Below are 14,520 nucleotides of genomic sequence, written 5' to 3' on the forward strand. Positions count from 1 at the left end.
CTCGGATTCTGCAGCGGCGTCAGACAAGCCCGGTTTCCATCCCACTGCGCAGTGCACGAATAAGAGAGGGATTCCATGTGTGTCGCGGCTGTCGGCCGCGCAGCCACTGCATTTGCGCAGTGGTTGTGCTGCGCTTTTGTCTTTTTGCTCTCATGTTCCGTGTGGGCCAGCGATGCGGCTGGTGTGGCGTGGTTGCAAGCTCAGGTCCAGCCCAATGGGAGCCTTGCGCAGGAAGGGACTTCCATCGCATGGCCGGTGCAAAGCCGATCTGAAACAGCCGCAACGCTCAAGGCGCTGCCGGGGTCGGTTCCGCCGCAGTTGCTTGATGTCATTGAATTGGCCAGCGACAGCACAGTAGAGGTACTGTCGCGGAAGGCACTGGCCAAGCAGTTGTCGTCCGCTGTCTCGACAGCCCATCTGGATGCGCTGGTGCTCCACCAGAACCCCGACGGCGGGTTTGGCGCTGCGAAAGGCTACGCGAGCAATGCGCAAGACACTGCGTGGGCGCTATCGGCACTGACTGCTTCCGCGACTGTCTATGGAGGCCCCTCGGGTCAAGCCGTGACTTGGCTACTTGGCGCGCAGCAATCGGGCGGGCAATGGCGTCTGGCGCCGGATGGAGATGACCTCATCCCCACAGCACTGGCGATTCAGGCGCTGCAGCCCTACCGGCAGACTTCTGCCGTGGCCTCGGCACTCAGCAAAGCGCGCTCGTGGATGCTGGCCGAGCGCAATGGTGCGCTTACCTGGGGCAGTTCGGTGCGCAGTGCACATGCGCTGATGGCGGTGCTGCCCGGCATGACCAATGCTGCCACGGTGCAGGTTGCTGTGGACGCCTTGCGCGCCTCTCAGCGACCGGATGGGAGCTGGGATGCAGACCCCTACACCACGGCCTTGGCGCTGCGCGCTTCCTTGGCTGCAAGCCAGCCTGTTACGGATCCTGACTTGGCCAGCCTCCGAGGAGTTTTGGTCAGTGACGCTACGGGCCAGCCGCTGGCGGGGGTGCAGGTGCGTCTGGGCAGCAGCGCCCAGTCCACCATCACCGATGCGCAGGGGCGTTTCGAGTTTCAGCAGTTGGTGGCTGGCACCCACAGGCTGGCTGTTGATGCTGCCGGTTTCCTTTCGCTCTCTGCAGACATTGGGCTGCTCAAAGGCCAGCAGCTGGATATGGGCACCATCCGTCTCAAAGCTCTTACCGTGGGCAACGCGAGCACGGTCACCATTGCAGGTGTTGCCAAGTTCACTAATGACGGGCTGAGCTATCAGAACGCTGCCAACGCCACCATTTCGGTCGGCAACCGGACCACGCAGACCAACGCCAATGGCGAGTACCTGCTGGAAGGTGTGACACCCGGCGCGATGGACCTCAAGGCAAACTATTCGTCCTATCAAGCTGTGGAAGTCAGTTTCAGTGCATTGGCGGGGCGGCAAGTCCGATTCGATCCTGTTTTCCGTCGCAGCACTGCGCAAAGCACGCTCAAAGTCGTTGTCACCAACCAGGGAACAGGCGCAGCGATTGCCATGGCCAGCGTGTCACTCAACGGTTTGGTTCGCAATACCAATGCCAAAGGCGAAGCTGCCTTTGATGTGGGCGTGGTAGCTGGCGACAACACCGTCACGGTGTCTGCCAGCGGTTTTGATACACGCATCCTCACTATGAACGTGCAAGGCCATCACACTATTACGCTGCCTGTGACGTTGACCGCGCAAACCACAAACCCTGGTCAAACGGTGCTGCAAGGCATCGTGTCGGATGCCGCCACAAGGCTGCCCCTGCAAGGCGTGACGGTGGTCGTGGATGGAACAGGCCGCACAGCCACAACGGATGCTTCCGGACGCTACTCCCTGGGCGGTGTGCCGGACATCGCAGGCTTGCGCACCGTGTCCATGGAAAAGGCGGGCTATCAGCGGTTCGAGCAAGCCATAGCGCTCTTGCAAAACGGCACGCACCAGTTTGACGTGCCAATGCATCCCACCGTCAATCCTCAGCAACCCATCTCTATCCAGGCCACCGTTACGGATAAAGCCACCCTCCAGCCCATTGCTGATGCGACGTTGACCCTCTCGGGCAGCAACCCGCGTGTGATGCAGACCGACGCGCAGGGCGTGGCAGAAATTTCCGGCCTGAATGCGGGACCCACACAGGTGCAAGTGTCTGCGCCAGGCTATGACAACGTGGCTTTTTCCGTCGATCTGGCAGCGGGCACACGGTATGTGCTGCCGGTGGAGCTGACGCCCAAACTGCAAGGGCAGGACCGCGTTCATGGAGTGGTGTTGGATGCCCAGAGCCAGCGCCCAGTTGCTGGGGCCAGGGTGGTGCTGGCTGGGGTCAGCCTGCTCGAGACCACATCGGGCGCGGATGGCCGATATGAGTTTGCCAACATCACCCCGGGCCGCTGGAATCTGGCGGCAAACGCTCCCGGCTACCAAGGCATCAGCAATGGTTTCGACATTCCAACGAGCACAGTCATCAATCTGCACCTAAGGCCCGACTTGGGTCTGGACGCCCGCAACACGCTGCGTACCGTGGCCGTGGGGCATCCGAACAATTCGACTACAGCCATTGGATACATGTTCATCTTTGGCGAGCACGGTACCTCAGGACAGATTCTGAGCAACGATGGCGCCATCAACTACAGCTTTGTCATCGGCACGAGTGGTGTGGCGGAACTCATGGTGCCCAACAACCAGTTTCTCCATGAAGGGGGCAAGGTGGTGGGCAAGGCCTTGCAGGTGTATGCCAGCAAAGGTGTGAGTGCATATTTCTTGAACCGGCAGATGTATACAACGGACATGTCGTACCTGCTCGATACCAGTGCGTTGGGAACGGAATATCGCATCGTTGATTGGAATCATGCATTGGGCCTCATTCAGTTCTCGCTGACAGCTACGGAGGACGGCACGGTCGCCACCATCACGCCTGCGAGCAGGCTGACGACAGGACAGCTTGCCAATGTGCCTTTTGACGTGACCCTGCAAAAAGGCCAGTCGGTGATTTTTACCGCTGGCTCCGGCAACGAAATTACAGGCACTGCCATACAAACCAATAAACCCGTGGCGGTGTTTGCGGGGGGGCAATGCGCCAACGTTCCAACCAACGCCGGATACTGTGATCACCTGTTTACGCAGTTGCCGCCAGTAAAGCACTGGTCCGCGGAATATGTCGCGCCAAAAACAGCCAATACCGGCAGGGCGGGCAATCTGGTGCGCATTGTGGCGAACACCGCTGCGACCCAGGTACGGGTGAATGGCAACCTGGTGGCCACGCTCAACGCGGGAGAATTTCATCAGGTCACAGACGCAGAGAGTCTCCATATCGTTGCGTCTGCGCCCGTACTGGTGGGGCAATTCCTGAAGGGGTCCACGATCACCACCGGAGGGGTGCTGGGCGACCCCGCATTCACCTATGTGGGCGGCATCGACCAGACCCTCTCTGACTACGTTTTCACGGCGCCGACCAATCTGTCGCCGTACACGGAAAACTACCTGAACATCGCGATTCCTACCTCTGCGTTGGACACCCTCCAGCTCAATGGAGTGGCGGTGGACGTGTCTGGTTTCACGCCCGTGGGCGCCAGTGGTTACAGCGCGGGGCATGTCGCGATCCCCTCCGGCCCAGGGCGCATCAAGGCGGCCAAGCCGTTCGTGGCTACCATTGCCGGCTTCAGTCGGGACGACAGCTACCTCACCATCATTGGGGCCAAGTATTCCGCTGGTGCGTCCCCCGACGACATCGTGGCGCGCGTCACAGCCAGCACCGACAAGCCCTCGTACCCTGCAGATGCAGCAGTCGAGCTGGGTGCCTTGGTGCTCAACCTTGGCACCACGCCTTCAATGTTGTCGGTGGTGCTGCGCATCAACGACGCCACCGGGGCCGAAGTTGCCCGATTTCCGGCGCATGATTTGGGGGCCGTGGCTGCTGGCGCAACAGCGCCGCACACGCAACCCTGGAACACCGCCCGCTATCCCGCTGGCACCTACACGCTGGTCGTCACGCTCCTGAACGCTCGAGGCGAAGCGGTGGGCGTGGACAGCACCCTCTTCGCCATCACCGCCGGTTCCGCACAAGGCGCTGGCAAGGCCGCGCTGACCGTGGCGGTGGACAGGGCCGAATACGCGCCCAACGACCGCGTGCGCATCAGCAACCTGGCCCGCAACCTCACGGTGAACGCGCCGGTGGACAACGCCCGTGTACGCATCACCGTGCGCAACCCGCAGAACGCTGTGGTCTACACCCACGTCCATGTGCTGGGCCAGTTGCAGGCCAACGGCCTGCGGTCCACCGACACCCAGCAGACGCTGAAAACGGCAATGGAGGGCATCTACACGGTAGAAGCCGTGCTCATCGGCAGTGGCAACAACCTCAAATCGGCAACCGTGCTGCCCGCCACCCAGACCAAGGCCTACGACGTGGATGTAGACCTGGCAACAGCCACTACCACCTTTGCAGTGCGGGCCAACGCACCGGGCGGGCCCGGCACCCCTGGCGGCCCCGGCACGCCCGGCGTGGCCAACCCCATCCCTGTCAACCAGCCGTGGTTCCTGTGGCTCGTTGCCGTGCTGTTGGCAGCCGCAGCATTGCAGCCGCTGCGGGCGGGTGCCCGCCCATCCGGCCCGGCACGCCAGCGCGGGGGGGTGCAATGAAGCCCTCGCAAAACCACGCAGCCATCACGATCACCCCCGATTTGAGAGAGAAAGCCACCATGCGCCCATCGCAGGCCCCGGAACACGAGCACGCCCGCAGCCAACCCCTCCAGCCAACCCTGCAGCACCGCCCGGTAGGCTGGTTCAAGCGCACGGTCGTGTGGCTGCTCACCGCTTCGGTGCTCAACACCGTGGGTCTGCCGCTGGTGCACGCGCAAATGGCCCAGCGCAACCAGCTGGCGGCCCAGCAGCGCATGAAAAGCGGCGCGCCCTCCGAGCAATATGCCGACACCCTGGAGCAGTTGTTCAACGCGCTCAATCCGGAATCCGGCCGCCCCGGCATTGCCCCCAGTTTTGCTGACGTAGCGTCCAGCCTGCCCGCCGTGCAAACCCTGGACCGTCAGGCCCAGGCGCTGCAGCAAGAATGGCAAACCCTGCGCAACACCTGGCAAACCGCAGGTGTGGAAGGCAGCGTGCTAGACCGCCAGCTCGCCCAGGAAGCCGTCTTTCTGGACAAGCACGAACAGCTGGTCAAGCGGATCGAGGCCGTGCAGGCCGGCGGTAGCGGCCAGACTGCCGCCCTGCAAGTGCTCAAAGAGTTTGTGGACGCAGAAGCCCCCCGCAAAACCCACCTGCCCGTCAACCTGAACAAGCTGCCCTGGCAGGCAGAGCGTGCCCGCCCCCAAGCGCCCATCCACGTGGATGCCTCCGAAGCAGAGCAGCCCGCAGCCGCCGCGAAGGCCGCTACCGTGCAAAGCTCCAAAGCCGCCAGCGCCCCCAGCGCTGCCGATTTGGCGCCCACTGTGGAAGCCCCCCATACCGACGCCATCAAAACCCTGGCCCAAACCCTGGGCCACAACCCCCACAAGATCTACCAGTGGGTGCACGACAACATCTACTACGTGCCCACCCAAGGCAGCGTACAAGGCGCGCAAGACACGCTCGACAAAAAATCCGGCAATGCTGTGGACACCGCCAGCCTGCTCATTGCCCTGCTGCGCGCCAGTGGCATCCCCGCGCGCTACGTCACCGGCACCGTAGACATCCCCACCGCCCAGGCCCTCAACTGGGTGGGCGGCGCGCAGACCATCGACGCAGCCCAACAAATCTGGGGCCAAGGCGGGGTCAGCAACGTCGCCCTGGTCTCGGGCGCACAAACCAAAGCCCTGCGCATCGAACACACCTGGGTCGAAGCCCTCATCCAATACCAACCCGGCCGAGGCACCCGCCACACCCCCGGCCAAAGCACCCCCGACACCTGGGTGCCCCTGGACGGCAGCTACAAGCAATACACCTTCAAGCCAGGCATGGACTTGGCCGCAGCCGTCCCCCTGGATGCGCAGGCCCTGCTGAGCGCAGCCCAGCAAGGCGCAGAAACCAACCAGGCCGAAGGCTGGGTCAGAAACCTCAACACCACCGCCCTGCAAAGCCAGCTGGGCAGCTACCAGGCCCGTCTTAAAACCTACATCGACAGCCAAAACGCCGGGCAAAGCACAGTAGCCGACGTGCTGGGCCAAAGAACCGCCACCATCGACCCCTTGCCCTACCTGGCAGGCACCTTGCCCTACACCATCAAAACCCGCAGCCAAACCCACAGCGACCTGCCCGCCAGCAGCCAAGCGCAATTCAAATACGAAATCTACGCAGACGCGCGCAGCGCTGCCTGGGGCGACAACCCCTTGCTGAGCTGGAAAACCTCCACCGCCGCCATCGCCGGTAAAAAGATCACCCTGGCCTGGGTGGGTGCCAGCGCAGCGGACGAAGCCGCCGTTGCCGCCCTCATCCCCAAGCCCGCGCCCGGCCAACAACTAGACCCCAGCCAACTGCCCCGAGGCCTGCCCAGCAGCATCAGCCTCAAACCCCAAATCTCGGTAGACGGCACCGTCGTAGCCACCGGCCCCGGCATGCGCGCAGGCACGGAACCCGTGGGCCAAGGCGGCTTCACCCGCTATGGCAGCCAAGACTGGGATGAAACCCAAGACCCACTCATCGCAGGCCAGCAAACTGCACTGGGCGTGAGCATCCAAGGCATCAGCCAAGCCCAGCTCAGCACCCTCAAAACCAGAATGGAGGCCACCAAACAAAAGCTGGAACAGGCCCAGGCCGCACCAGAAGCCCAACGCGCCACCATCCTGCAAGGCATCACCGGCGACCTCCTCACCGGAGACCTGCTCACCGCCACCCTGTGGGGCTACTTTGCAGCGCTTCAAAGCCATGGTGCCATCGCCAGCGCCCAGGCCCAAATGTTTGACCGCCCAGCCCTGAGCTACGGCCTGTTCCACGCCCAGGTCAAACCCAACAAGCTGTACGGCATCGTCACCACGGGCATCACCTTCCAGGGGCTGAACATGGACATCGGGCACCTGCGGCATGTCCGGTGGGTCAAGAACGATGATCCAAGCGCAGCTATCAACGCCAAGCCCGAACTGACCAGCAATGGCAAAACAGCAGCGCAAAACCGGTGGATTGCGTACAACAAGCTGCGCGGGCAATACGCCAGCGCGATGGAACACGCCGTGCCAGAACAATTCTGGGTGGACAAAAGCCAGTGCCGGTACACGGACGAACAAGGCCAAATCCAAAACCCCACAAAAGCAGATTGCGCGCAAGCGGTCTCAGCCGTCAAAGCCATCGCCATTGCCCAGGCAGAAGGGCAGCGCATCTACGCCATCAACCAGAGCAACGCAGCCACGGCTTTGCCCAAACTGCCGGTGGGTGGCACCGTGGGGGCAGAAATACGTTCTGCCATCCAAGCGGGGAAAGAAGTGACATTCCATGAGCGCGGGATCAACGCGCATGGGTTCTCGGGGTATGGGTACATCATTACCGACCCAGAGACGGGGGCGGGGGCTTACATGATTGAAGGGAAGGGGAATGGTATGTGGCTCTCGTTTGATGATGTTAAAAATATTATCTATACGATGCTTGGTGTGTTTCAGGACTTGATATCGGTTGTGATAGCGCTAAAGGACTATATAAAAAATATCTCTGGCATGCTATGGGACGGTTGTTCGGCGCCGTTTGTTGTAATTGCTGCTATATCCATGTTTTTATTCACGGGCGCGCTTCTTTTTTTGGGGGCGACTATTTACGGTTTGGCGACCATAGGATTTTTTGGTGCGTTTGCGATGGCAATGATATTTGGTTATATGATCAATGTAATGTGGGGTGGGTGGAGGTCTGTATGCAAAGTGTCTTGAAGGGGGTTTTGTATATATTGTTCATTATTTTGTTTTTGGCGGCTTCGGATGTTGCTGGGGAAAGGGGGTTATTTTTTTCAAAATTATTTGGAATTTTTTGTCTAGGTTTGTTGATTTTTGTTGTGGCCAATTTTGAATTTGGGCTTGGGGGGGGTAAAAGGATAAAATCGATTAAAATCGCTGGGCTGCTGCTTTTTTGTTTCGTGCTGTTGTTGCTATTCATGGCGATAGAAGCGAGAGTTGGCGGTGTTAATTTTTCTTTGACAGCCTTGGATTGTGAGGTGGTGATGGTGGTATAATTGTTTAATATAATCGACGTTGATGGTGTGCGTGACTATCCAGCTGTGATCCAGTTACGATCATTATTACTGTCAGGGGCTTGTGAGCGTCCAAGGCATCAACCAAGCCCACCGCAGTCCTCAAAACCTGAATGTAGGCCATAAAACTGCGCGCAGCGCTGCCTGGGGCGACAGCCCCCTGCTGAGCTGGCAAACCCCCCACCGCCGCCACCGCCGGTAAAAAGATCACCCTGGCCTGGGTGGCAGCCAGCGCAGCGGACGAAGCCGCCATCGCAGCCCTCATCCCCAAGCTCGCCCCCGGCCAACCGCTAGACCCCAGCCAACTGCCCCGGGGGCCTGCCCGGCAGCATCAGCCTCAAACCCCAGATACTGGTGGGTGGTCAAGTCCAAGCCCAAGGGTCCGGCAGGGATCAGAGCTTGGTCCGGAACTCACCGGCAACGGCAAACTGCTGCGCAGGGAACCCTGGGAAAGTCATCCGCCCGCGTTCGCCTGCCCCAACTGCTCAAACGGCAGCGCCTGCTTGACCAGGATGACGGTGCATGGCGCATCCCGCGCCACGCGCATGGGCACGGTGGCGATGAAGCGCTGCATCTGCAGCCCGTGCGTGGCGGCACCCAGGATCATCATGCTCACGTGGTTGGCCGCGGCGTAGCGCACCAGGGCCTGGGCCACGTCGCCGGCTTCGAGCACGTGGTAGCTCACGGGGTGGCCGGCCAGATCCAGCCCCTGGGCCCACTGGCGCAGGCGGGCCATGTGCTGGCGGTGCAGCATGGTTTCGCTGCGCTGGCTGTCGCTGTTGCTGCTGGCCGAGGGCGAGATCACCGTGACGCAGGCCAGCCGGGCGCCGGGGCGGATGGCCAGCGAGCGGCCCACGGCCTGGCGCAGCGAGTACAGCGTGGCGTCGGTCACGTCGGCGTGGGGCACTGCCACCATGAGAATGGGCGTGTCCTCGATCTGCTGCGCGGGCAGGGGGCTGGGCTGGTAGTGCATGCCGGCGGCGCGCAGCCAGTGGTGCAGGTGCGTGCGCCAGGGCGTGCCGCGCAGGCGCTCGCTGCGTTCGGTGAGCAGCACCTGGTCGGGGTTGGCCAGGTCGAAGGCCAGGTGCGCGGCGGAGGGGTAGCGGTTGGACGCCTCGGGCTCCAGGCAGCGCAGGATGACTTCCTGCAGCCAGGGTGGCAGGTCCTTGCGGTGCTTGCGCGGCGGGGCGGGCGCCATCCATAGGCGCTGGCGCATGCCGCCGCGGGTGGTGGGCGCGCCAAAGGGCAGCTCGCCCGTGGCCAGCTCGTACAGCATCACGCCGATGGCGTAGATGTCGCTGCGCGGGTCGCCGCGCACGCCCACCACCTGCTCGGGCGCGATCCAGGCGGGCGAGCCCACGGCCTGGCGCATCTCTTCGGCCAGCAGGTCGGGGTAGTGCGCGTGGCACGAGAGGCCGAAGTCCAGCAGCACGGCCGTGCCGTCGGGCTTGATGAGCACGTTGGCGGGCTTCAAATCGAGGTGGCACACGTTCTGCTGGTGCAGGCTGTGCGCCGCATGCGCCGTGGCCGCGCCCAGACGGGCTATGGTGGCCGTGTCGCAGCCGCCGGGCGCTTCGTCCAGCCAGTGCTGCAGCGTCTGGCCCGGGAGGTATTCCATCACCAGGTAGGGCAGCCGCACCAGGTCGCCCGCCGCCACAAAGCGCGGCACGTGCGGGCCGCTGAGCACCGGCAGAATTTGCAGCTCCACCTCGAAGCTCACGATGTTCTCGGCGCCGTCGCCCGCCGTCATGCGGGGGATCTTCATCGCCATCGGAAAGCCCGGGCTGCGGCCGGGCTGCGCGTACTCCACGGCATAGATGTGGGCCATGCCGCCCGCGTGGATGCACTCCAGCACGCGGAAGCCGTCGATCTCGGTGCCGGGCTCCAGCAGCTTCATCTCACTGGCCCTTTTCCAGGCGGTCGGCGTAAAAGTCCGGCAGGCCCGCGGCGCGGATGGCGGCGGCCGCGGCCAGGTGGTCGTAGGGCACGCGGTAGAACGTGAGCTGGCGCGCGGCCTCGTCGAACAGCGCGTACATGGCCCGCGCATCGCCATCGCGGGGCTGGCCCACCGAGCCCGCGATGCCCAGCCACTGGCGGTGCGGCGGCACGGGCACGGGCACGCCGGGTTCGGGCGCAAAGCGCATGAGCTTCGCCGTGGGCGTGAGGAAGTACAGCGCCTGGGCATGCACATGGCCGCAGAACACATACCGGATGGCGGGGTCGATGGCCTGGGCGGCCGCCATGCTGCGCTCGGCGGCGTTGGAGTCTTCCACATAGCGCCACTGTTCGGGCGCGTCCACGCTGGCGTGCACCAGCAGCGCGTTCATTCCCATGCGGGCCGTGAGGGGGCGCGACTGCAGGAAGGCGCGGTGTTCGGGGGCCAGGTGGTCGTGCGTCCATTGCGCACCCAGTTCGCTGCGGTTGCGCGGCGTGGCGGGCGGTGCCAGGGCCATGGCATCGTGGTTGCCCAGCACGCACAGTGCGCCGCCTTGGGCCAGGGCCATGGCCTGCTCGACCACGGCCACAGGGTCGCCGCCATAGCCGACCAGGTCGCCCAGCAGCGCGAACTGGCTGGCGCCGTGGGCGCGGGCGTGCTGCAGGCAGGCGTCCAGGGCCTGGCGGTTGGCGTGGATGTCGGACAGCAGGGCGATCTTCATGGGCGGTCTTACTCTTCTTGTCTCCGCCCCCATCATCGCGCGGATCGCTGAATGACAGCTTGCACAAAAGCCGGGCCGCTGCCCACGAAATGTCCATAAAAATAGCTGCCAGCGCTTGCTGGACAAGCGCTGGCAGCTATTGTTTTTGATACAGGCGGGTTCTTAGCGCTGTAGCTTCTTGTCCAGTGCCAGCACCAGCGCCAGCGCAATGATCGCGGGCAGCGCCTGGCTGAAGAAGATCTTGGGCGCAGCGGTGGCGGCGCCAAACACCCCGGCCACGATCACGCAGGCCAGGAAGAAGATCTTGAACACCCGGTTGCCGGTGAACAGCCCAAAGAACAGGCCCGCCGCCAGAAAACCGTTGTACAGCCCCTGGTTGGCCGCGAGCGTGGTGGTGGCGTCGGCAAATTCCTGGGTGAGGTCGAACGTCTTCATGCCCAGCGGCTGGTTCCAGAAGAACATTTCGAGCACGAGGATGTGAGAGCGTGTTCTCGATCTCCCAGGGGCTGCGTTGGAGCGCAATCGGGAGGAGTGGATGCTTCGGGTGCACCGCATGGGCTCGTGCCCATGCAAGCAGCCGAGGCGTCCAATCACCCGATTTCGCTCCAACCCTTCGGGCAGCGGCCTTTGCGGGCGGTCTGCGGCGTTGCGGCGCTTGCCAATAGCCGGGCTATTGGCTGCGCACCGCGCCTTGCATCCCATCCCGCAAAGACCGCTGCGCGGCCCCTGGGAGATCGAGAACACGCTCTGCATGCTCGATGGCCACCAGGGCCACCGCGATGCGGGGGATCAGCAGGCGGCTCATGGTCTTAGACGACGGTGATGGTCACGTCGATGTTGCCGCGCGTGGCGTTGGAGTACGGGCAGACCTGGTGGGCGGCGTCCACCAGCTTCTGGGCTGTGGCCTTGTCCAGGCCGGGCAGGCTGACGTTTAGGCGCGCGGCGATGCCGTAGGCGTTGGGGATGGGGCCCAGGTCCACTTCGGCGTCGATGGATACGTCCTGTGGCACGGGGATGCCAATCTTGCCGCCCACGGCTTTCATCGCGCCGATGAAGCAGGCGGCGTAGCCGGAGGCAAACAGCTGCTCGGGGTTGGTGCCGGTGCCGGAGGTGCCGGGCGAGGACAGCTTGACTTCCAGGCGGCCGTCGTCGGTCTTGGCGGCGCCATCGCGGCCACCGGTCACATGCGACTTGGCGGTGTACAGGACTTTTTCGAGCTTGGTCATGGTGTCTTCCTTGCGGTTGTTGCCCACTGGCGGGCGGTGGAGGGAATCGTTGAAGCGGGGCGGTGGCCGGATGGGTCAGCGTTGGCTGAGCCGGTCCCGCAGTTGTTTGAGTTCGGCAGTCAGGGCCGTCAGCTCGGCCATCGAGCACTGGCTGCTTTGCAGCACGCACTGCGGAATGGCCTCGGCCTGGTCGCGCAGCGCGCGGCCGTCGGCGGTGAGGGTGATGCGCACGCGGCGCTCGTCCTGCACATCGCGCAGCCGGGCAATGTGGCCCTGCGCCTCCAGGCGCTTGAGCAGCGGCGTGAGCGTGCCGGAGTCCAGGAACAGGCGCTCGCCCAGCTCAGACACGGTGACGCCATCCTGCTCCCACAGCACCAGCATCACCAGGTACTGCGGGTAGGTGAGGCCGATGCGGTCCAGCAGCGGCTTGTACAGCTTGGTCATCGCCAGCGAGGCGGAATACAGCGCAAAGCAGACCTGGTTGTCCAGCCGCAGGATGGCGGGGCTGGGAGGGAAGGGGGTGCTGGGGCTGGGCATGGAGCGAATTGTGCTGTGCAATTGAATTGCGTGCAATTGAATTGTGTAAAACCTCTTTGGGGCAAGGGGCAAGGGGCAAGGGGCAAGGGGCAAGGGGCAAGGGGCAAGGGGCAAGGGGCAGGAGGAAAAGCTCGGCGGGTGGTACTGGCGCGCCCGCGCAGCGCGTAGCGGGCGGAAATATTGCTACTGTTTTTATAGCTTCTTGCGCTTGATGGATAAGCGCTAGAGGCCGATTTTGTTCAAATTTCTCACGGGCCGGCACTCCGGCTTCGGCAACCCCGGTCCGATCGGGACCGCAGGTGCCGGGGCGAGCGGACGTTCCTACCGCCCGCTGAACCGCGCCGGCCGCCGCTCCACAAAGGCCCGCACCCCCTCGGCGGCATCCTCGCTGTGTGCCAGCCGCTGCTGCACGGGGATGAACTCCGCCACCGCAGCCGCCTGCCCCTGTTCGATGGCCTTGAGCACGTTGAGCCGCGTGGCCACCACGGCCAGCGGGGCCTGGGCGGCAATGCGCTCGGCGATCTGCAGGGCTTCCTCCAGCTCCTGGCCCGCGGGCACCACCTTCTGAACAAAGTTCAGGCGGTAGGCCTCGCTGCTCCCAAACTCGTCGGCCGTCAGCAAATGCAGCAGCGCGTTGCCCGTGCCCGCGCGCTCGGCCATGCGCAGCGTGGCGCCGCCCGTGGCCATGATGCCGCGCTGCACTTCCATCTGCGAGAAGCGGCAGTTGTCGGCCGCCACCACGATGTCGGCGCCCAGCATCAGCTCGATGCCCACCGTGAAGCAGATGCCCTTCACGGCCACCACCATAGGTTTGGTGCGGCGACGGTAGCCGGGCAGGCCGTAGTCGTGGGGCTCCACCAGGCCCTCGGGGATGGCCTTTTCGCCGCGCTGCATGTAGGCGCTCACGGCCGGCAGGTCCAGCCCGGCGGTGAAGTGGTCGCCCAACGCATGCAGCACGCCCACGCGCAGGCCGGGGTCGTCATCCAGGCGTGTGTACGCCTCGGCCAGCTGGCGGAACATGGGTGGCGTCCACCCATTGCGCTTGGCGGGGCGGTTGATGCCGATGAGCAGCACATGGCCGATGACCTGCGTGTCGATGCAGCCTTCGGGCGGTGGCGTGGTGGACGTGAGGGTGGGCATGGTGCGGAGGTCTCCTTTGCCGCGATTGAAAGCGCAACGTGGGGCTCCGGCGGTCTCCCGTGGGACAGGGGCTTCCCGCCGCGCAGCCGGGGGCTGCAAGGCTCCGTCACGCTTAGGCTCCGTCACGCTTGCGTCGGCGGCTCGCGCAAGATCTGCAGGGCTTCTTTCGAGATGGCCAGCGACAGCTCTTCCTGCAGGATGCCGGCCTTGAGCACCAGGTGCTGCAGCCGCCGCTCGCGGCCGAGGTCGCGGCCCGCGAAGTCGCGCTGCTCGATGTGCTGGTAGAGGGCGCGTTTCTGCTCATGCAGGGCCATGCGCCGCGCGATTTCCTTTTCAAGCCCGGCCGGGCCGATGGCCGCTTCGGCGCGCAGCCGCACCATGAGTGCGTCGCGCAGGGGCACCGGGTCTTCCTGCTGCGCTATCCAGCGGCGCAGCTCCTTGCGGCCGGCGGGCAGCAGGCGGAACTGCCGCTTGCGGCCGCGCCCCGTCTCCGCGGGCAGCGCCTCGATCCAGCCCGCTTCTTCCAGCCGCGCAAGTTCGCGGTAGATCTGCTGGTGCGTGGCGTGCCAGAAATAGCCGATGGAACGGTCGAAACGCTCGGCCAGTTCCGATCCGGAGCAGGGGTGCTCGACCAGGGCGGTGAGGAGGGCGTGGGGCAAAGACATGGACGAAGGCGCAGACAACGGAACAGGTTTCCAGACGCGCGATCTTGCCTCAACCGCGACACGGCGGCGTTTATGCAACCAGTTGCGCAAACCGTGGAAGCTGGCTACATTCGTGCAACTGGTTGCATAAACAC

The 14,520-nt window shown here is 63.9% G+C and carries 10 protein-coding genes; 3 read left to right on the top strand and 7 right to left on the bottom strand.

Going from position 1 to position 14,520, the window contains the following annotated elements:
* Positions 1-75 precede the first annotated feature (75 nt).
* The 3 genes from LWW96_RS00350 to LWW96_RS00360 are packed head-to-tail and all read left to right on the top strand — an operon-like array spanning position 76 to position 8,143.
* On the top strand, positions 76-4,644 hold the full coding sequence (locus LWW96_RS00350; RefSeq protein ID WP_291483570.1) for a carboxypeptidase regulatory-like domain-containing protein: 4,569 nt from the start codon (positions 76-78) through the stop codon (positions 4,642-4,644).
* Positions 4,641-7,844 (top strand): transglutaminase domain-containing protein, encoded by a 3,204-nt coding sequence (locus tag LWW96_RS00355; protein ID WP_291483572.1) that lies wholly within the window; start codon positions 4,641-4,643, stop codon positions 7,842-7,844. Before LWW96_RS00350 ends, LWW96_RS00355 begins: the two co-directional genes overlap by 4 nt.
* On the top strand, positions 7,829-8,143 hold the full coding sequence (locus tag LWW96_RS00360; RefSeq protein ID WP_291483574.1) for a hypothetical protein: 315 nt from the start codon (positions 7,829-7,831) through the stop codon (positions 8,141-8,143). The genes LWW96_RS00355 and LWW96_RS00360 overlap by 16 nt, the downstream gene beginning before the upstream one ends.
* A 472-nt stretch (positions 8,144-8,615) precedes the next feature.
* Here the strand turns inward: LWW96_RS00360 and LWW96_RS00365 are convergent, their stop codons facing one another.
* From LWW96_RS00365 to LWW96_RS00395, 7 genes are all read right to left on the bottom strand, one after another.
* Complete coding sequence (locus LWW96_RS00365) at positions 8,616-10,058, bottom strand: bifunctional serine/threonine-protein kinase/universal stress protein (RefSeq protein WP_291483576.1); 1,443 nt, start codon at positions 10,056-10,058, stop codon at positions 8,616-8,618.
* 1 nt (position 10,059) lies between these two features.
* Positions 10,060-10,818, bottom strand: a complete 759-nt coding sequence (locus LWW96_RS00370; RefSeq protein WP_291483578.1) for a metallophosphoesterase family protein — start codon at positions 10,816-10,818, stop codon at positions 10,060-10,062.
* 162 nt (positions 10,819-10,980) lie between these two features.
* On the bottom strand, positions 10,981-11,289 hold the full coding sequence (locus tag LWW96_RS00375; protein ID WP_291483579.1) for a DUF1304 domain-containing protein: 309 nt from the start codon (positions 11,287-11,289) through the stop codon (positions 10,981-10,983).
* 338 nt (positions 11,290-11,627) lie between these two features.
* Entirely contained in the window at positions 11,628-12,044 is a 417-nt protein-coding gene (locus tag LWW96_RS00380; RefSeq protein ID WP_291483581.1) for an organic hydroperoxide resistance protein, read from the bottom strand.
* 75 nt (positions 12,045-12,119) lie between these two features.
* Positions 12,120-12,581 carry a MarR family transcriptional regulator gene (locus tag LWW96_RS00385; protein WP_291483583.1) on the bottom strand — a complete coding sequence of 154 codons (462 nt, stop codon included), beginning with the start codon at positions 12,579-12,581 and terminating at the stop codon, positions 12,120-12,122.
* A 321-nt stretch (positions 12,582-12,902) separates the two neighbouring features.
* Positions 12,903-13,721: a crotonase/enoyl-CoA hydratase family protein gene (locus LWW96_RS00390; RefSeq protein WP_291483585.1), complete on the bottom strand. Its 819-nt coding sequence runs from the start codon at positions 13,719-13,721 to the stop codon at positions 12,903-12,905.
* A gap of 122 nt (positions 13,722-13,843) precedes the next feature.
* Positions 13,844-14,386, bottom strand: coding sequence for a PadR family transcriptional regulator (locus LWW96_RS00395; protein WP_291483587.1), 543 nt, complete (start codon positions 14,384-14,386; stop codon positions 13,844-13,846).
* Positions 14,387-14,520: the final 134 nt, after the last annotated feature.

Origin of the sequence: Acidovorax sp. (assembly GCF_021287135.1) — a bacterium.
Lineage (GTDB): Bacteria > Pseudomonadota > Gammaproteobacteria > Burkholderiales > Burkholderiaceae_C > Acidovorax.